Origin of the sequence: Streptomyces sp. NPDC051172, assembly GCF_040682555.1 — a bacterium.
Taxonomy (GTDB): Bacteria; Actinomycetota; Actinomycetes; order Streptomycetales; family Streptomycetaceae; genus Streptomyces.
The window spans coordinates 1-17501 of the sequence record NZ_JBFBBE010000116.1 but is presented as its reverse complement, the minus strand read 5'-3'; the positions used below and the strand labels follow the sequence as shown (position 1 = coordinate 17501).

Annotated in this window: 18 protein-coding genes and 2 pseudogenes; 6 read left to right on the top strand and 14 right to left on the bottom strand. The window is 70.2% G+C overall.

The window, feature by feature from the left end:
• Positions 1-50: 50 nt before the first annotated feature.
• Complete coding sequence (locus tag AB0N07_RS41135; RefSeq protein ID WP_365844323.1) at positions 51-974, top strand: endonuclease/exonuclease/phosphatase family protein; 924 nt, start codon at positions 51-53, stop codon at positions 972-974.
• A 58-nt stretch (positions 975-1032) separates the two neighbouring features.
• Here the strand turns inward: AB0N07_RS41135 and AB0N07_RS41130 are convergent, their stop codons facing one another.
• The 4 genes from AB0N07_RS41130 to AB0N07_RS41115 form a co-directional block, all read right to left on the bottom strand.
• Positions 1033-1995 (bottom strand): electron transfer flavoprotein subunit alpha/FixB family protein, encoded by a 963-nt coding sequence (locus tag AB0N07_RS41130; protein ID WP_365844321.1) that lies wholly within the window; start codon positions 1993-1995, stop codon positions 1033-1035.
• Between the two features lie 74 nt (positions 1996-2069).
• A complete protein-coding gene (locus tag AB0N07_RS41125; protein ID WP_365844318.1) occupies positions 2070-2858 on the bottom strand; it encodes an electron transfer flavoprotein subunit beta/FixA family protein in 789 nt (262 codons plus the stop codon).
• A gap of 220 nt (positions 2859-3078) precedes the next feature.
• Complete coding sequence (locus tag AB0N07_RS41120) at positions 3079-3594, bottom strand: flavin reductase family protein (RefSeq protein ID WP_365844316.1); 516 nt, start codon at positions 3592-3594, stop codon at positions 3079-3081.
• A gap of 205 nt (positions 3595-3799) precedes the next feature.
• The gene (locus AB0N07_RS41115) at positions 3800-4213 is read right to left on the bottom strand and encodes a thioredoxin family protein (RefSeq protein ID WP_365844342.1); all 414 of its coding nucleotides are present in this window, start codon (positions 4211-4213) and stop codon (positions 3800-3802) included.
• A gap of 75 nt (positions 4214-4288) precedes the next feature.
• Between AB0N07_RS41115 and AB0N07_RS41110 the strand changes: the two genes are divergently transcribed.
• The gene (locus AB0N07_RS41110) at positions 4289-4705 is read left to right on the top strand and encodes a DUF4395 domain-containing protein (protein ID WP_365844314.1); all 417 of its coding nucleotides are present in this window, start codon (positions 4289-4291) and stop codon (positions 4703-4705) included.
• Positions 4706-4889: 184 nt separating this feature from the next.
• Positions 4890-5618 (top strand): lysophospholipid acyltransferase family protein, encoded by a 729-nt coding sequence (locus AB0N07_RS41105; RefSeq protein WP_351463103.1) that lies wholly within the window; start codon positions 4890-4892, stop codon positions 5616-5618.
• Between the two features lie 95 nt (positions 5619-5713).
• On the opposite strand, the pseudogene AB0N07_RS41100 reads toward AB0N07_RS41105, so the two are convergent.
• From AB0N07_RS41100 to AB0N07_RS41080, 5 genes and pseudogenes are all read right to left on the bottom strand, one after another.
• A pseudogene (locus AB0N07_RS41100) lies at positions 5714-5991 on the bottom strand (hypothetical protein); the annotation flags it as partial.
• Entirely contained in the window at positions 5960-6553 is a 594-nt protein-coding gene (locus AB0N07_RS41095) for a transglutaminase domain-containing protein (protein WP_365844312.1), read from the bottom strand. The pseudogene AB0N07_RS41100 and the gene AB0N07_RS41095, both read right to left, overlap by 32 nt.
• Positions 6554-6635: 82 nt before the next feature.
• Entirely contained in the window at positions 6636-7706 is a 1071-nt protein-coding gene (locus AB0N07_RS41090) for a low specificity L-threonine aldolase (RefSeq protein ID WP_365844310.1), read from the bottom strand.
• A complete protein-coding gene (locus AB0N07_RS41085; protein ID WP_365844340.1) occupies positions 7703-8452 on the bottom strand; it encodes an SDR family oxidoreductase in 750 nt (249 codons plus the stop codon). Before AB0N07_RS41085 ends, AB0N07_RS41090 begins: the two co-directional genes overlap by 4 nt.
• A gap of 41 nt (positions 8453-8493) precedes the next feature.
• The gene (locus AB0N07_RS41080; protein WP_365844308.1) at positions 8494-9891 is read right to left on the bottom strand and encodes a DUF6421 family protein; all 1398 of its coding nucleotides are present in this window, start codon (positions 9889-9891) and stop codon (positions 8494-8496) included.
• 393 nt (positions 9892-10284) lie between these two features.
• Here AB0N07_RS41080 and AB0N07_RS41075 point away from each other — a divergent pair, with 393 nt between their 5' ends.
• Positions 10285-10968 (top strand): glycerophosphodiester phosphodiesterase family protein, encoded by a 684-nt coding sequence (locus tag AB0N07_RS41075; RefSeq protein ID WP_365844306.1) that lies wholly within the window; start codon positions 10285-10287, stop codon positions 10966-10968.
• 3 nt (positions 10969-10971) lie between these two features.
• Here the strand turns inward: AB0N07_RS41075 and AB0N07_RS41070 are convergent, their stop codons facing one another.
• Positions 10972-11511: an N-acetyltransferase gene (locus tag AB0N07_RS41070; protein WP_365844304.1), complete on the bottom strand. Its 540-nt coding sequence runs from the start codon at positions 11509-11511 to the stop codon at positions 10972-10974.
• Between the two features lie 70 nt (positions 11512-11581).
• Here AB0N07_RS41070 and AB0N07_RS41065 point away from each other — a divergent pair, with 70 nt between their 5' ends.
• A complete protein-coding gene (locus AB0N07_RS41065) occupies positions 11582-11974 on the top strand; it encodes a VOC family protein (RefSeq protein WP_365844302.1) in 393 nt (130 codons plus the stop codon).
• 493 nt (positions 11975-12467) lie between these two features.
• Positions 12468-12690: pseudogene (locus AB0N07_RS41060) on the top strand (VOC family protein); the annotation flags it as partial.
• On the opposite strand, the gene AB0N07_RS41055 reads toward AB0N07_RS41060, so the two are convergent.
• From AB0N07_RS41055 to AB0N07_RS41040, 4 genes are all read right to left on the bottom strand, one after another.
• Positions 12691-12984 (bottom strand): DUF1905 domain-containing protein, encoded by a 294-nt coding sequence (locus AB0N07_RS41055; protein ID WP_365844338.1) that lies wholly within the window; start codon positions 12982-12984, stop codon positions 12691-12693.
• A 24-nt stretch (positions 12985-13008) separates the two neighbouring features.
• Entirely contained in the window at positions 13009-15573 is a 2565-nt protein-coding gene (locus tag AB0N07_RS41050; protein WP_365844300.1) for a cellulosome protein, read from the bottom strand.
• A 127-nt stretch (positions 15574-15700) separates the two neighbouring features.
• Positions 15701-16243 (bottom strand): MarR family transcriptional regulator, encoded by a 543-nt coding sequence (locus tag AB0N07_RS41045; RefSeq protein ID WP_365844298.1) that lies wholly within the window; start codon positions 16241-16243, stop codon positions 15701-15703.
• 226 nt (positions 16244-16469) lie between these two features.
• A partial coding sequence (locus AB0N07_RS41040) for an FUSC family protein (RefSeq protein ID WP_365844296.1) occupies positions 16470-17501 on the bottom strand: 1032 nt, incomplete at its 5' end.

Genomic DNA, 17501 nt, shown 5'->3' with positions numbered 1-17501 from the left:
CGACTCGCCCTCGCACGACTCGTCCGGCTGCCGCCACCGAAGGAGCCTCCGTGCCGAACCACCGCCGAGTCACCCGCCGTCTGGGCCTGAAGGCCGCTCTGGCCGCGGCGGTCACCGTGCCGCTGTCCAGCGCCGCGATCTCCGCCTCGTCCGCCTCACCCGCGCCGTCCCCCTCCACGCAGACGCACCGGGCGCCCCGTCTCGAGGTCATGACCTTCAACCTGCGTTTCGCGAGCACGAAGGAACCCAACAGCTGGAGCGACCGCAGACCGGTGATGCACGAACTGCTGCGGCGCGCGCACCCCCACGCCATCGGCACACAGGAGGGCCTCTACCAGCAACTGCGCGACATCGACTCCGACCTCGGGCCGTCCTACGACTGGATCGGCACCGGCCGCGAGGGCGGCAGCCGCGACGAGTCCACGGCGATCTTCTACGACAACCGGCGCCTGGACCCCGTCGAGCACTACACCTTCTGGCTCTCCGACACCCCGGAGACCATCCGCTCGAACACCTGGGGCGCCGCCTTCCCGCGCATCGTCACCTGGGTCCGCTTCCGCGATCTCGCCGACGCCGGACGGCAGTTCTATGTCCTCAACACCCACTTCGACCACGCGAGCCAGTACGCGCGCGAGCGCAGCGCCACGCTGCTGACCCAGCGGATCGCCCAGCTCGACCGTTCGCTTCCTGCCGTGGTGACCGGCGACTTCAACGCCGCCGCGCACTGGAATCCGGTCTACGACACGCTGGTGGGCTCGGGCCTCCTCGACACCTGGGACGCGGCGGCGCACCGCAGTGCCGCTTACGGGACCTTCCACGGCTACAAGGGACTCAGGCCGAACGGCGACCGCATCGACTGGATCCTCACCACGCCATGGGTGACGACGCACCGGGCATCGGTCGACACCTTCTCCGCCGGCGGCCGGTTCCCGAGCGACCATCTGCCCGTGCAGGCCTCGCTCAGTCTGGAATGAGCCGAGGCCCCCGCGGCTGTTCGTGCAGTCGCGGGGGCCTCGGCCGGCCTTCGGGTGATCAGCCCTTGCGGGTGTTGATCTCCTCGGTGAGCTGGGGGACGACGTCGAAGAGGTCGCCGACCACGCCGTAGTCGACCAGGTCGAAGATCGGGGCCTCGGGGTCCTTGTTGACCGCCACGATCGTCTTCGAGGTCTGCATGCCAGCCCGGTGCTGGATGGCGCCGGAGATGCCGTTGGCGATGTACAGCTGCGGCGAGACGGACTTGCCGGTCTGGCCGACCTGGTTGGTGTGCGGGTACCAGCCCGCGTCCACCGCCGCCCGGGAGGCACCCACCGCGGCACCGAGGGAGTCGGCGAGGGCCTCGATGAGCGGGAAGTTCTCGGCGCCGTTGACACCGCGGCCGCCGGAGACCACGATCGCGGCCTCGGTCAGCTCCGGACGCCCGGTCGACTCCCGCGCCGTACGGCCGGTGACCTTCGTACCGGTCGCCTGCTCCGAGAACGACACCGTCAGGGCCTCGACGCTGCCGGCGGCCGGGGCGGCCTCCACTGCGGCGGAGTTCGGCTTGACGGTGATGACCGGGGTGCCCTTGCTGATACGGGACTTGGTGGTGAAGGACGCGGCGAACACCGACTGGGTGGCCACCGGGCCCTCGTCCGAGGCTTCCAGGTCGACGGCGTCGGTGATGATGCCCGAGCCGATCCGCAGCGCCAGCCGCGCGGCGATCTCCTTGCCCTCGGCGGAGGACGGCACCAGCACCGCGGCCGGGGAGACGGCCTCGACGGCGGCCTGCAGCGCGTCCACCTTGGGGACGACCAGGTAGTCGGCGTACTCGGACGCCTCGTGGGTCAGCACCTTGACGGCGCCGTGCTCGGCCAGCGCGGCGGTGGTGTCTGCGGCGCCGTTGCCCAGCGCGACGGCGACCGGCTCGCCGATGCGGCGCGCCAGGGTCAGCAGCTCCAGGGTGGGCTTGCGGACGGCACCGTCCACGTGGTCGACGTAGACGAGAACTTCAGCCATGGGATTGCTCTCCTGCGGATTGCGAAGTCTGAGGGGCGGTAAGGGAGTTGAGCCTCGTAGGGACTACGGGTCCCTTAGATGAACTTCTGGCTCGCGAGGAACTCGGCGAGCTGCTTGCCGCCCTCGCCCTCGTCCTTGACGATCGTGCCCGCGGTGCGCGCCGGACGCTCGGCCGCCGACTCGACCTTCGTCCACGCACCCTCGAGACCCACCTCTTCGGCGTCGATCTCCAGGTCGGACAGGTCCCACGACTCGACCGGCTTCTTCTTCGCCGCCATGATGCCCTTGAAGGACGGGTAGCGCGCCTCACCCGACTGGTCGGTGACCGACACGACCGCGGGCAGGGAGGCCTCCAGCTGCTCCGACGCGGCGTCACCGTCGCGGCGGCCCTTGACGACGCCGCCCTCGACGCTCACCTCGGACAGCAGCGTCACCTGCGGCACACCCAGACGCTCCGCGAGCATTGCCGGCACGACGCCCATGGTGCCGTCGGTGGAGGCCATGCCCGAGACCACCAGGTCGTAGCCGGCCTTCTCGATGGCCTTGGCCAGCACCAGCGAGGTGCCGATCGCGTCCGTGCCGTGCAGGTCGTCGTCCTCCACGTGGATGGCCTTGTCGGCACCCATGGACAGCGCCTTGCGCAGCGCGTCCTTGGCGTCCTCGGGACCCACCGTCAGGACGGTGATCTCCACGTCGTCGTCGGAGTTCTCGGAGATCTGCAGCGCCTGCTCGACCGCGTACTCGTCCAGCTCGGAGAGCAGACCGTCCACGTCGTCCCGGTCGACGGTCAGGTCATCGGCGAAGTGCCGGTCGCCAGTGGCGTCGGGCACGTACTTCACAGTGACAACGATCCTCAAGCTCACGCCGGCTCTCCTACTGCAATCGTCATTTCGGTGCTGCCTACTTTCAGGCAGCATAGGCGCCTCAAGCGGCCGATCCCGATCGGGGCGACCCGCGCTCCGAGCGAAATATTACTCGTCAGTACACCCAGTTCGTTCCCGCTAAGCAAGCGCTTTGAACTGTGACCTTTGCAACGCAGCGTAATCGGAACTCGACCGCTTCGCAGGCGGAACCGGCCGACGGTCAGTCGCGCAGGCCGCTGAAATGACCCTGGTGGTAGAGGAGCGGGCGGCCGGGGCCCGTGGGGTCGCCGAGCACGACCTCGGCCAGCACGATGCGGTGGTCCCCGGCGGGGACGCGGCCCACGATCCGGCACACCAGCCAGGCGAGGACGTCGTCGAGGACGGGGACGCCTTCGGGGCCCGTACGCCAGGCAGTGGGCGCGCCGAAGCGGTCGGCGCCGCTCTTGGCGAAGGTGGCCGCCAGCTCCTGCTGATGCTCGCCGAGTATGTGGACGCCGATGTGGTCGGTCGCCGATATCGCCGGCCAGCTGGAGGCCCCGGTGCTGATACCGAAGGACAGCAGCGGGGGTTCGGCGGAGACGGAGCTGAGCGAGGTGGCGGTGAAGCCGACCGGGCCGGCGTCGCCGCGCGCGGTGATCACGGCGACTCCTGCCGCGTGCCGCCGGAAGACGGAGCGCAGCAGGTCGGGAGAGGCGAGCTGAGGGGTACGGGTGCCGAGGTCGGGCGTGGCCGTCATGGAGTTGTCCTTCTACGAGGAGGGGCGGGCGTCGTAGCTGCTCAACAGCTCGGACAGCGCGCGCTCGCAGTGCGGGCGAGGTCGACGTGCACCCGCCCGTAGAGAAGGAGGTCCGTAGGCATACGGTCAGGCTGACGATAGGTGGTGCGCACAGTCAAGTACGTTCCGGCATATGGGAGATGCCTCACCGTCCGCAGCACAGCCGTCAAACCGCCTCCCCCAGCGCGGCGATGACATCGTCCTTGCGCGGCTGGCCGGTGGCACGCCGAACGATCCGGCCGTCGGCGTCCAGAACCAGCACCGTCGGGGTCTTGAGGATGTCGAGTTCGCGCACCAGGTCCAGATGGTCCTCGGCGTCGATCTCGACGTGGGTCACGCCCGGGACCATGCCGGCCACCTCACCGAGGACGCGGCGGGTGGCCCGGCAGGGCGCGCAGAAGGCGCTGGAGAACTGCACGAGCGTGGCGCGCTCACCGAGTTCCGCGCCCAACTCGGCCGCCGCCAGCCGCTTCCCGCCGTCGCGCCCACGCACGCGTACCCTCCCGTTCCGCCGACGATGAATCACTCCGTAGGCACTCGCCGCCACGAGCACCACTGCGCACACCACAAGTCCGGTCATCACCTGCACAAGCATTCACGAGACTGCAAAGATTCCCGGCTCCCGGGATCTTTTCCCATGCGGAATGCTTGCTTCATGGACATTGATGTGAGGGGGCCCCGCTTCGGGGCGACCGTGACGACCGTCGTCCTGGCGGTCGTGCTGATCACCGGGAGCGCCTGGCTGCTGGCCTGGCAGACGCTGGCGTTCGCACTGGGCGCGGCGGGCGGGGTGGGCCGTTCGCCGTACGGCTGGCTGTTCCGCAAGGTGGTGCGTCCCAGGCTGGGGCCGCCGACGGAGTTCGAGTCGCCGGAGCCGCCGCGGTTCGCGCAGGCGGTGGGGCTGGTCTTCGCCGGCGTGGGGCTGGTCGGTTTCGGGCTCGGGCCGACCTGGCTGGGGCTCGCGGCGACCGCCGCCGCGCTCGCCGCCGCGTTCCTCAATGCCGCTTTCGGGTACTGCCTGGGCTGCGAGTTGTACCTGCTCGTGCGGCGGGTGACGGTCCGTACGGAGTAAAGGCGGATTAAAAATCCGAGGTGGATCAGTTGTCGGACGTGACGAGGATCTCGCCGTTCTGCGGCGCCAGGACTGGCCCCCCGTTCGTTCTTGGGGCACGATCTGCGCAATGCCGTAAACCTACGGCTGCGTAACTTCCCGCCGGGAGAACCCGTCCAGGCAGAGAGAAGGGTCCACTCCGTCCATGGCTGAGCTTGTCTACCGTCCCGTCGTCGGTCTCGCCCAAACGTTGTTCAAGGTGTGGGACCTCAAGATCGACTTGAAGGGATCGGAGAACATTCCGCGCTCGGGCGGCGCCGTGCTGGTGAGCAATCACATCAGCTATCTGGACTTCATCTTCGACGGTCTGGCCGCCCTGCCGCAGAAGCGTCTGGTGCGCTTCATGGCGAAGGAGTCGGTGTTCCGGCACCGGATCTCCGGCCCGCTGATGCGCGGCATGAAGCACATCCCGGTGGACCGCAAGCAGGGCGAGACGGCGTACCAGCATGCGCTGCAGTCGCTGCGGTCCGGCGAGATCGTCGGCGTCTTCCCGGAGGCGACCATCTCGCAGTCCTTCACCCTGAAGAGCTTCAAGTCGGGTGCCGCACGCATGGCCCAGGAGGCCGGCGTGCCGCTCATCCCGATGGCGCTGTGGGGCACCCAGCGGCTGTGGACCAAGGGCCACCCGCGCAACTTCAAGCGCAGCCACACGCCGATCACCATCCGGGTGGGCGAGCCGGTGGAGGCCCCCCAGGACCAGTACGCGGGCGCCATCACCCGGCGGCTGCGCGAGCGCGTCCAGGAGCTGCTGGAGGCGGCGCAGCGCGCCTATCCCGTACGACCCAAGGGTCCGGACGACACCTGGTGGATGCCCGCCCATCTCGGGGGCACGGCACCGACCCCCGAAGAGGTGAAGGCGGCCGAGGCCCGCTGAATCGTCACGCCGGGGCGTGGACGGTGATCCGTGCCCCGGGGGCCGGCGTCGTCACGTCAGACGACCTCGCACCGTATCGGGGTGTTCGACGACCCACCGCCGGCCACGGTCGCGAAGTCCTCGTCGCCGACGGCCCGTACGAGTCGCATGCGGTCCGGCGGCCGTGAGGCCCGTTTCACCGGCGCCTCGGCCGAGTTGCGGGTGCGTGAGGGCTTGGAGCCGAACGGCGTGCAGGGGCCGCGAGCCGTGCGGCCACCTCGTCCAGGAGGGCCGAACTCTCCTCGGTACTGGGCCCGTTGACCAGTCCGTGCGCCTCAATGGCGACATGGGTGAACGCGGGGTCAGAGTGCCGTGGGGAGCATCTTCCAGAGATGGGGCCGGTCGGCGGCGGCCTTGAGGGCTTCGATGACCACCGGATGCGGTTCGGCGTAGAGGCCCGGATAGTCCACCTCATCGGACTCCGGGTAGGGGGTCCAGGCCAGCCGCTCACCTTCGAGGGAGAACCGGGCATCGACGCCGGGTTTGTTGCCGCGGGGGTCCTGCCGGTGCCAGGCGCCGTTGAAGCGGACGGCGATCAGGCCGTGCACGGCATGGCCGTCGCCGCCGTCGTGGGCAAGCCTCTTGTAGCAGAGTGCCGTGGGGATGTCCTCGGCCCGCAGCAGGGCGGCGAGGGCGTGGGCCTTCGCGTAGCAGATGCCGGTGCCCTGTTGCAGTACGTCGGAGGCCCGCCAGGTGACGCGGGGGTCGCCGGAGTCCTGGGAGTGCGGGATGGTGTCGCGCACGAACTCGAAAGCCGCCCGTGCATAGGCATACGAGTCCGGTACGTCCCGCACGAGGCGGGCAGCCGTCTCCCGTACCAACGGATGGTCGTGGTCGACGACCTCGTCTGCGCTCAAATAGGCGGAAAGGTCGGGGGTGTTCTGGATCAGCTCCATGTCCGCAGAGCATAGGAATACGATCACCCAAGAGTCAATGACTTTTCAGATGACCGCATACCTATGCGAAAGGAGAGCTGAGTCAGCGCGCCATCTCCTCCTTGAGCGCCGCCAGGAACGTGTCCACGTCCTCCTCGGTGGTGTCGAAGGCGCACATCCAGCGCACCACACCCGCGGCCTCGTCCCAGAAGTAGAAGCGGAACCGCTTCTGCAGCCGCTCGCTCACGTCGTGCGGGAGCTTGGCGAACACCCCGTTGGCCTGGACCGGGTAGAGAATCTCCACACCGTGCACGGCGCGCACGCCGTCGGCCAGGCGCTGGGCCATCTCGTTGGAGTGGCGGGCGTTGCGCAGCCACAGGTCCTTGGCGAGCAGGGCCTCCAACTGCACCGAGACGAAGCGCATCTTGGAGGCGAGCTGCATGGACAGCTTGCGCAGGTGCTTCATGTGGCTGACGGCGGCCGGGTTGATGACGACGACCGCCTCGCCGAACAGCGCGCCGTTCTTCGTCCCGCCGAGCGAGAGGATGTCGACGCCCACCGCGTTGGTGAACGTCCGCATCGGGACGTCCAGCGACGCGGCCGCGTTGGCTATCCGGGAGCCGTCCAGGTGCACCTTCATGCCACGCGCGTGGGCGTGCTCGCAGATCGCGCGGATCTCGTCAGGCGTGTAGAGCGTGCCGAGCTCCGTGCTCTGGGTGATCGAGACGACCTGCGGCATCGCGCGGTGCTCGTCGTCCCAGCCGTACGCCTGCCGGTCGATCAGCTCGGGAGTGAGCTTGCCGTCCGGTGTCGGCACGGTGAGCAGCTTCAGTCCGCCCATGCGCTCCGGTGCGCCGCCCTCGTCGACGTTGATGTGCGCGCTCTCGGCACAGATAACCGCGCCCCAGCGGTCGGTGACCGCCTGGAGCGCGACGACGTTCGCCCCGGTGCCGTTGAAGACCGGGAAGGCCTCTGCCGTGGCCCCGAAGTGGCTGCGGATGATGCTCTGGAGGTTGTCGGTGTAGTCGTCCTCGCCGTACGCGACCTGGTGCCCGCCGTTGGCCAGGGCCAGGGCGGCGAGCACCTCCGGGTGGGCCCCGGCGTAGTTGTCGCTGGCGAAGCCGCGGACCTGCGGGTCGTGATGGCGACGCGCGTCGGTCCTCGGGGGGTTCACGGCTTCTCGGTCAGCCACAGACGCTTTCCGTTCACTTCGGCGGCGGGCTTGCTCCAGACGTCGACGATGGCCTCGGCCAGCTCCTCGACGTCCGTGAAGCCCGCGAACTTCGCATTGGGTCGCTCGGCGCGCATCGCGTCGTGCACCAACGCCTTCACCACCAGGATCGCAGCCGCCGACGTCGGCCCCTCGGCGCCTCCCGCCTTGCGGAAGAAGTCAGCCATGGCGAGGGTCCACGCCTCGGCGGCGGCCTTGGCGGCGGCGTACGCGGCGTTGCCCGCGGTGGGCCTGGTCGCGCCGGCCGCGCTGATCAGGACGTAGCGGCCGCGCTCGCTGCGCTGCAGCGCCTCGGAGAAGGCGAGGGAGGTGTGCTGCACGGTGCGGATGAGCAGCAGCTCCAGGAAGTCCCAGTCGTCGAGGCTGGTCTTGATGAAGGTCTCGCTGCCGCGCCAGCCGCCGACGAGGTGGACCAGGCCGTCGACGCGACCGAACTCCTTGTCGATGTGCATGGCCCAGTCGCGGGTGGACTCCAGGTCCAGCAGGTCGACGGGCTCGCCGGTCACGGTGGCGCCGCCGGACGCGTAACGGGCCGCGTCCACGGCCTCCGCAAGCCGCTCGGGATCGTTGTCCGCGGCGACGACGGTCGCGCCCGCCTCCGCGAGCCGGATCAGTGCCGCGCGCCCGGCGGGTCCGCCCGCGCCGGCCACCGCGATCACCGCACCGCTGAGAGCTCCGTTCCCCGCCATGGTCTTCGCCTCCTGAGCAGTGGTGTTGGTGTTGCGGTCGCTCACGCGGCGACCCGCTCGGCGCTCTCTGCCGTGATGCCCTTGGTGGAGGCGATCACATTCTTCAGCTTCTTGGAGAGGGCCTCATAGAACATGCTCAGGGGAAACTCGTCGGGAAGCACGTCATCGACGAGCTTTCGCGGCGGGCGGCTCAGGTCGAGGGCGTCGGGGCCCTTGGCCCAGCGGGATCCGGGGTGCGGGGCGAGGTACTGCGACACCAGGTCGTACGCGGCGAACCAGTGGACGAGCTTCGGGCGGTCGATGCCGGCCCGGTAGAGGTCCTCGATCTCGGCGCACAGCTGGTTGGTGACCTGCGGGGCGCGCTGCCAGTCGATGAGCAGCTTGTTGTCGGTCCAGCGGATCACGTCGTGCTTGTGCAGATAGGCGAAGAGGAGCTGGCCGCCGAGCCCGTCGTAGTTGCGCACGCGCTCGCCGGTGACCGGGAAGCGGAACATGCGGTCGAACAGCACCGCGTACTGCACGTCACGGGCCTGCGGGACGCCGTCCTCCTGCAGCTTCACTGCCTCCTTGAAGGCGGTGAGGTCGCAGCGCAGCTCTTCGAGGCCGTACATCCAGAAGGGCTGGCGCTGCTTGATCATGAACGGGTCGAAGGGCAGGTCGCCGTGGCTGTGGGTGCGGTCGTGGACCATGTCCCACAGCACGAAGGCCTCCTCGCAGCGCTTCTGGTCGTGGACCATCGCGGCGATGTCCTCGGGCAGCTCCAGGCCCAGGATGTCGACGGCGGCGTCGGTCACGCGACGGAAGCGTGCGGCCTCCCGGTCGCAGAAGATGCCACCCCAGGAGAAACGTTCCGGCGCCTCGCGCACTGCGATGGTCTCCGGGAAGAGGACGGCGGAGTTGGTGTCGTAGCCGGCCGTGAAGTCCTCGAACTTGATGCCGCAGAACAGCGGGTTGTCGTAGCGGGCGCGCTCCAGCTCGGCCAGCCAGTCGGGCCAGACCATGCACAGCACGACCGCTTCGAGGTTGCGGTCCGGGTTGCCGTTCTGCGTGTACATGGGGAAGACGACCAGGTGCTGCAGGCCGTCCGCGCGGTTCGCGGCGGGCTGGAAGGCCAGCAGCGAGTCGAGGAAGTCGGGCACCTCGAAGCCGCCCTCGGCCCACCGGAGCAGGTCCTTGGCCAGCGCCTCGTGGTAGTCGATGTCGTGCGGGAGCAGCGGGGAGAGCTCCTCGACGGCCGCCACGACACGCCGTACGGCCGCCTCGGCGTCCGCGCGCTCGGGTGCACCCTCGGCCTCCAGGTCGATCGACCCGTCCTTGGACTGCCATGGCCGGATCTGCTCCACGGCATTCTTGAGCACGGCCCAGGCCGGGTGCTCAACCACCCTGGTCACCGGAGGAACCTGCTCCTCCGAAGCCGCCTGCACAAGAATTTCCGTCATGTCCCATCCTCCACGGGAGAAGCTCGCGTATGGAGACCGTATACATACGGACTTCCTCTCAGCAAGAGGAGCCTCGGGAGATTATCCTGCGCTTCTCCTTGGTCGCCGAACTTTTTCCTGCCGGAAACCCATCCGGCAGACATTTGAGTATCGCGCGGCTACCCGGCGGCGGGGCGTCGAAACCGGCCACCGGTCAATGCCGGGAGGACTCGCCCACGCCAGGGTGATCCCCGACGGGTACAGGCCAGGCACGCGCCCGGCGGCACGCCGATCCCCCGTGTACGCGCGGGTTCATCGCCGGGCGGGGCCATTAGGCTGCGGCTCTGCCCGCGCGGCCGTCCGCTCCGGTCCGCGCGCGGAGCCGAGCCGCCGTCGACGGAAGCGAGTTGAACCTTGAACTTCCTTACCATCGGTCATCGCGGAGTCATGGGTACCGAGCCCGAGAACACCCTCCGTTCCTTCGTCGCCGCCCAGCACGCCGGGCTCGACGTGATCGAACTCGATCTGCATCTGAGCAAGGACGGCGCCCTCGTCGTCATGCACGACACCGAGGTGGACCGCACGACCGACGGCAGCGGCCCGATCGCCGAGAAGACCCTCTCCGAGCTGCGCGCCCTGGACGCGGGCCGCGGCGAGCGCGTCCCGGTCTTCGAGGAGGTCCTCGAAGCCGTGCGGGTACCGCTGCAGGCCGAGATCAAGGACATCGCTGCGGCACGGGTACTGGCCGAGGTCATGCTCAAGAGGGACCTGGTCTCCCGGGTCGAGGTGTCCTCGTTCCACGACGAGGCGATCGCCGAGATCACCCGCCTGGTGCCAGGCGTACGGACCGCGCTGATCGGCAGCCGCTACGGCACCGACATCGTGGAGCGCGCCGTGGAGGCCGGTGCCGCGACCGTCTGCCTCAACATCCGCCGCCTCACCCTCGAGGTCGTGGAGCAGGCCCGCAAGGCGGACCTGAGGATCATCGGCTGGGTGGTGAACACGCAGGACCATCTGCGGCTCGTCCGGGCGCTGCAGCTGGACGGCGCCACCACCGACTACCCGGAGATCAAGCGCACCGGCCGCTTCACGGCCTGAGCCTCACACCAGCTCCTTGACCAGCAGCTCGAACTGCAGGTCGTCGCGCTGCGGAATGCCGAAGCGCTCGTCGCCGTACGGGAACGGGGTCATCCTTCCCGTACGGCGGTAGCCGCGGCGCTCGTACCAGGCGATGAGGTCGCCTCGCACGGAGATCACGGTCATGTGCATCTCGCGCACGCCCCAGCTCTCGCGTGCCGCGCGCTCCGCCTCCGCGATGATCACCTTGCCGAGGCCCGCGCCCTGCAGCTGCGGACTGACCGCGAACATCCCGAAGTAGGCGTGTTCCCCGCGGTGTTCGAGCTGGCAGCAGGCAACGACGGCGCCGTCCCGCTCGACCGTCAGCAGACGGCTGTGGGGCGACTTGATGACGGCGAGTACGCCCTCCGGGTCGGTGCGCTGCCCTTGCAGGATGTCCGCCTCGGTGGTCCATCCGGCCCGGCTGGAGTCCCCGCGGTACGCCGACTCGATCAGCGCGACCAGCACGTCGACGTCGGCGTCGGTGGCGTCGCGGAACGTCAGTCCGGCGGCGGTGGTCTCCATGGGTGTCACTCCGGTTTCTGGCTCTGCGCTGGCAGGGACGAGGGTAACCCTGCCACTAGGCTCCGGATGCATGGTGCACGTTCTCAGCAGCCGGACCCTTCTCCACCCGAGCGATCCCGAGCGCTCCCGCACGTTCTACGGAGAGCAGTTGGGCCTCGCCGTCCACCGCGAGTTCGGTACGGGGCCGCAGCGCGGCACCGTCTACTTCCTCGGCGGTGGCTTCCTGGAGGTCTCGGGCCGCTCCGAGACCCCGCCCTCCCCCGCCGTCCGCTTGTGGCTGCAGGTCGAGGACGTGGCTGCGGCGCACGAGGAGCTGCGGGCGAAGGGCGTCGAGATCGTGCGGGCGCCGGTGAAGGAGCCGTGGGGGCTGATCGAGATGTGGATCGCGGATCCGGACGGGATCCCGATCGTGCTGGTCGAGGTGCCGGCGGACCATCCGATGCGCTACCGGCCGGGGATCTGACGGCCCGGAACGCCTGCCGGTACCGCCGTTTCTCCCGGTCCGCCGGGAAGGGTTCACGGTCCGGGGAGACACCTTCACGCCGTACGCGCAATGTGCGCCTTGGCCCGTGCCGCTGCGCGCCTCGGGGAGCGGTGGAAACCTGTCCCGGCCCCGCCGAAGGTGGTCGGCGCTCGGCGAGCTTCCGACGGGGATGCCGTCGGCGGTCGGCCGCAGGATCTCCACGTCCCGCGGCGTCAGCGGGTTCGCTCCCGCGTCGAGCGCGGCCGGCGCGAACTCCGGATCGATGAACCGCCGGCCCCTGACCAGCTTGCGGATGCCGTGGATCAGCCGGTCCGCCGGAACGTTCGTACTGATCACCCCGGCGGCGCGCAGATCGAGCATCCGCCGCAGCCGCGCCGGTGTGGTCGAGGCCATCATCAGCAGCACTCGGCACTCGGGCAGCCGCCGCTTCAGCTCGCCCCGCAAGGCGAGTTCCTCGCCCTCCTTGGAGTCGACGTCGTTCGGCTGGAGCGTCAGCGCTTCGGAGCACTACCCGCAACGGGTCATCGACGGCGCGGACTTCGGTGGCATGGTGCGCATGGACGAGAGGTTCCCGCCCGAGGTGCCGCCGCACTGGCTGCCCTGCTTCGCGGTGGCCGAAGGGGCCGCCGATCACGGTGCTGCGGGATCCGCAGGCGGCGGTGTCCGGCCTGTACCGGGCGGGCGACGAGCACTGATCAGTGCGGGAGCCGGACGGTCATCTCGACGGTGATCTCGTCGCCGACGGTGATCTGCCGGGGCCTGCGGACGGCGGCCTTCAGCGGCAGCAGATAGCCGCCGTCCCTGGGGAACAGCGAGGTCTCGAAGTCGACCTCGCCGATCCGCGCGGCCACGGGGATCACGCCCCAGCCGTAGCTGGCCGGCGCCGCGACCTCATGGATGTCCGCGGACTCCTCGTCGGGCACGGGCAGGTAGTAGTAGGGCGCCGGGCCGCGCCACTCGATCACCCGGCCGGCGAACGTGAACTCCAGCATCAGGCCCCTTCCTCGTGCCCGTCACGATAGACCGCCTCGGGTCAGCGGTGTCACCGTCACCTGGTCGATGACCGGGGCGTACGCCGAGCGCTGGCCGTATGCGTTCTTGGTGCGGCCGTCGAAGTCGGGGAGTTCGTCGGCGGTGAAGGTGAGCGTGTTGGTGCCCTCGTCGAGGGTCACGGGTACGGAGAGGTTCCAGAAGTTGTTGAAGTGGAAGGTGGTGGGGAACAGGACGCGCTGCGGGGCGGCGCCGTTGACGGAGATGTCCGCGTGGCGGCAGACCGGGTCGGGGTTGTAGTGGGTGGCGGGCGCCTGCTCGCCGTTGGAGTAGCGGATGGTGAGCGCGTGGCGTCCGGCGCGCGCGGCCGTCACCGTCAGGGTGAGCGCGTTGCCGGGGCCGGCACCGATGCCGTCGACGGCCTTGCCGCCGGTGGCGTACGAGTGTCCCGTCACCCTTGCGGTGCCGGTCAGGATGCCTTCCTCGGCGGCTGACACGTATGTGGGCAGCAGTCCGCCGGAGGGGACGACGCGCAGCCGGTCCACGACCAGGCGGTCCGAAGTCCCGGTGACGGTGACCTTGTTGATGCCGCCGGCCAGGAAGAGCGGGACGGCGCCTCGCTGCACACGTCCGAGCTCCTCGCCGTTGACCGTGAGCAGGCCCTCGCCGGGGCCGAGCAGGTCGACGGTGACCGTCGCCTCGCCGTCGTCTGCGGCATGCACCCAGAAGGTGACGGTGCCGCCTCGCGGGAGGACTGCGGCGCCGGGGCCGGAGGCCCCGAGGTTGGCGTAGCTCACCCGTGCGCCCGCGTCGATGGCGGCGAACTCGGCCTCGTACAGAGCCTCCTGGTCGTCGCGCAGGGTGAGGTCCAGCTTGTCGACGACCGCGTCCCCCTGGGTCGTCCCGAGGTCGGGGTCCTGCGCGGCGAGGGTGATCCGGTGCGGGCCGGCGGTCAGTTCGACCTCGGTGTCCGTGTGGCCCCACACCGCCCACTTGTAGCCGAGCGGCAGCCGCAGTTCGCGCGCTTGCTTGCCGTCGACGCGCAGGAAGACGTTGGTGGGGCCGGTCTCCCGGACCAGGTCGGCCAGGTTGTGCGAATTGGCGAAGACCCGCAGGTCGTACGTCCCGTCCTGCGGGACCTCCACGTCGAAGGCGAGCACGCCGTCGGAGCCGGTGCGCAGGCCGCCGATGTGGTGACCGCCGGAGGTCGCGAACCTGTCGACGTCGGAAGGGGATCCCTCAGGGCCGTGCTTGACGTAGCCGCCGCCCGTGTACGTGGCGTCCTCGGCCTCGTAGGTCAGCCGCCGGCCCGCCGCGGGCGGCAGCAGCGCGGCGCCGTGGCCGCCGGGGGCCACGATCAACTGGTAGGCGGACATCTCGTCGAGGTCGGTGAGCGTCAGCGTCACCCGGCCGTCCACGACCGGCAGTTCTGTGTCGAGCAGCCGCAAGGGCTGGGCACTCGCGCCGACCTGGCCGCTCCAGGAGATCTCCTGGAGGCGTACGTGGACGGTCTCACCGAACACGTCCGCGTCGACGCCCTGGAGCACGAAGTCCGCGGCGCCGCTCGCGCCGCCGAACAGCACGCGGGCCTGGCGTTTGAGCCGGTCGAGGGTGGCGACCCCCTGCAACGTGTACTGGACGTTCGGGTGCGGGGCGGTGACGCGGGCGGTGTTGCCGGACAACTGCCCGTAGGCGTTGAACAGCCACCACTGGCCGTTGCCCTTGTTGGCCTCGACGGCCGAGTCGTTGAGGTTGCCGGCGATGTTCCAGTACGCCATGTCGGCGTCGACCTTGGACTCCTCGATCGCGGCGATCCACTGGATCATCTGCCCGGGGACGGAGAGATGGTAGTTGTGCGCGTACTCGTTGAGGTTGACGGGCAGCGGGCCGATGCCCAACTCCCGTTCCAGCTGCCGGTACTTGGTGACGTTGCTGCGGACCTCGTCCGGCGAGGACAGCTCGTGCCAGGTGATCACGTCGGGGAGCACGCCGTGCTCGCGCGCGAACTCCAGGAAGCCGCGTACCTCCGGGTAGAGGATGCAGGTGTTCGGGCCGGCGATGCGCGCCTCCGGGTCCAGGCCCTTGATGAGGTGGTACGCCTGCTGCCAGGCCGCGAAGTAGGGTCCCGGCTCGGTGTGCCAGGAGACCTGGTCGTAGCTCCACTCCCCCGTGCCGAACATGTTGCCCTCGGGCTCGTTGAACGGCACGTACACGACATGGGACTTGAGGGCGCCCAGCGTCTGCACCTGGGCGACCTGGCGGCGGATGTTCGCCAGGTAGGCGGTGAGGCGTTCCTCGCCGGTGGCGCCCGGCCATTCGTAGGGGAAGCCGCGGTGGATGTCGGTCAGGTAGACGTAGACGTCCTTGCCGCCCGCCGCGACGAAGGACGGCAGGATCTCCAGGGCGTCGGCGCCGGGGTGCTGGATGCCGTCCTGTGCCTTGGTGGTGACCGTGCGGACGTACATGCCCTCGACGACGGCGCGGCTGGGCACGCCGTCGCCGTACAGGCCGTAGAGCGTGCCGCTCGCACCGCCGTGGAAGGGGCCGGTCTCCGTGCCCAGATCGACAGTGAGCGTTTCGGCTGTCACGGCATCGCCCTTTCGTTCGGCATGTCGTACACCAGTCGGTGATCCGAACCGGCCTGGTCGAACGTAGGGAGTCGGTGTCGATCACGTCAACGAGCGCACGGCCTCCGAAAGTTCCGGAGGCGGCCGTTCAGGCGCGGAGCGTGCCGAGGCGGCCTTCGAGCCGGCCGAGCAACTCGCCCAGCAGTCCGGCCAGTTCGCCCTGCCCTGGCAGATCCAGGACGGCCAGTACCGAGGTCTCGTAGGCCAGCTGCTCGGGAAGGATGCCGTCGACGAGATCGCGGCCGGCGTCCGTGAGGCGGAGGTGGGCGACGCGCCGGTCGCGGGTGTCGCCGCGGCGCTCGACCAGACCGCGCTCGGTGAGCTGCTTGAGGCGCTTGGTGACGGCGGCACCGGAGGAGAAGGTCTCGCGGGCGAGCTCGCCGGGGGTCAGCTCGTGCCCGGTGCGCCGGAGCGCGCCGAGCAGGTCGAACTCGGGGCGGCTGAGGCCGGCCCGGCGCAGCGGGGCGTCCTCGGCCTGCTGGAGGAGGGCGGCGCAGCGGTTGATACGCCCGATGATCTCCATGGGCCCGGTGTCGAGGCCGGGGTGGACGGCCTGCCACTGCCGGACGACCGCGGAGACGGTGTCCTCGCCCCTGGTCGCTCCCGCCTGCCGTCCGTTCGCTGCCGTCATGGCCGTACGCCCTCCGCTCTCGCGCTCCGGTGCAGTCCCTGGTGTCTCAGAACCTGTGGCTGACCCCCGGCCGGCGCCCGCCGTCCGGCACGCACTCCCCCACTGCCTTGAAGGCGTGGGGGATCTCCAGCCGCGTTGCCGGAAGGTCCTGCCAGCTCCGCTACCAGGACCTTCCGGCGCCTTGCGACCGCACGCACCGGACGACGTGCACCGATCCGGCCGGGTTTCAGCCACGGGCTCTTGCCGTCGCCGCGAGCGTACGGTGTCCGGCCTGCTCGGCGTGCACGACCCGCTCCTGGGGCAGGGCGCGCTGCCACCACTCGCCGGACGCGGCGTCGACGGTGGCGCGCAGATCGGCCAGGGAGGCGGCGAGGGAGCGGCGGGCGGCTGCCACGGCGGCGGGTGCGGGGGCGGGCTCCGCCAGCAGGCGGGCGGTGTGCTCGCGGGCGCGCTCGGCGGCGGCCAGCGCCTGCTCGACGCGGCTGCCTGCGCGGCGGTTGGTGACGGCGACGGCGGCGAGGAAGCCGACCAGGGCGCCCACGAGGGTGTCCACGACCCGCTCGGTGATCAGCTGCCCCGGCTCCTGGAATCGGGTGAACTCGGTGATGAGCAGGGCCATCGGGGTCACACAGACGCTGCCGAGCCAGTAGTTGCGGCCCATCAGGGCCTCGGCGCCGAAGTTGAAGGCGAGGCAGCACAGCACGAGGGCCGCCGGGCCGAGGTGGGCGAGCGGGACGACGGCGGCGAAGAGCAGCACGCCGACGAGGTTGCCGACGACGCGCTGGACGCCCCGGCTCCAGGTGAGGGCGAGGTTGGCCTGGTAGAGGGAGGCGGCGGTGACCAAGGCCCAGTAGGGGCGGCCGACCCCCAGGGCGAGGGCGGCGTAGCCTGCGAGGGCGCAGCCCAGGGCGGTGCGTAGGGCGATCGGGGCGAGCGGGCCGAGTCGCTGCCGCAACGGGCGGGGCGGGGCGGCGAGTTCGGCGTCCACGCCGAGGAGTTCGGCGGTGGCCGCCGGGTCGTGGACCGCCGGGACCGGTCCGGTGCCGGTCAGCTCGCGGACCCAGGTGCGCAACTGCTCGGGGTCGGTGTCGGCGGGGGCGGCGAGGGCGACCTCGGCGCGGACGACGAGGCGTTCGAGGGCGCGCCGGGTGCGGGTGTCACGGGTGGCCAGGATCGGCTGCCAGGCGGCCTGGACGGCGGCGGCCGCCGCGGCACGGGCCCGGGCGTGGCCGTCGCCGGTGCCGCGGGTTGCGGCGTG

Excerpts from the sequence above, each read along its gene's own strand:
- AB0N07_RS41070 (WP_365844304.1), bottom strand. The coding sequence starts at position 11,511 with ATGGAGACCACCGCCGCCGGACTGACGTTCCGCGACGCCACCGACGCC.
- AB0N07_RS41080 (WP_365844308.1), bottom strand. The coding sequence starts at position 9,891 with ATGACGGAAATTCTTGTGCAGGCGGCTTCGGAGGAGCAGGTTCCTCCG.
- AB0N07_RS41105 (WP_351463103.1), top strand. The coding sequence starts at position 4,890 with ATGGCTGAGCTTGTCTACCGTCCCGTCGTCGGTCTCGCCCAAACGTTG.
- AB0N07_RS41130 (WP_365844321.1), bottom strand. The coding sequence starts at position 1,995 with ATGGCTGAAGTTCTCGTCTACGTCGACCACGTGGACGGTGCCGTCCGC.
- AB0N07_RS41095 (WP_365844312.1), bottom strand. The coding sequence starts at position 6,553 with ATGGAGCTGATCCAGAACACCCCCGACCTTTCCGCCTATTTGAGCGCA.
- AB0N07_RS41110 (WP_365844314.1), top strand. The coding sequence starts at position 4,289 with ATGGACATTGATGTGAGGGGGCCCCGCTTCGGGGCGACCGTGACGACC.
- AB0N07_RS41085 (WP_365844340.1), bottom strand. The coding sequence starts at position 8,452 with ATGGCGGGGAACGGAGCTCTCAGCGGTGCGGTGATCGCGGTGGCCGGC.
- AB0N07_RS41045 (WP_365844298.1), bottom strand. The coding sequence starts at position 16,243 with ATGACGGCAGCGAACGGACGGCAGGCGGGAGCGACCAGGGGCGAGGAC.
- AB0N07_RS41065 (WP_365844302.1), top strand. The coding sequence starts at position 11,582 with ATGGTGCACGTTCTCAGCAGCCGGACCCTTCTCCACCCGAGCGATCCC.
- AB0N07_RS41115 (WP_365844342.1), bottom strand. The coding sequence starts at position 4,213 with ATGACCGGACTTGTGGTGTGCGCAGTGGTGCTCGTGGCGGCGAGTGCC.
- AB0N07_RS41120 (WP_365844316.1), bottom strand. The coding sequence starts at position 3,594 with ATGACGGCCACGCCCGACCTCGGCACCCGTACCCCTCAGCTCGCCTCT.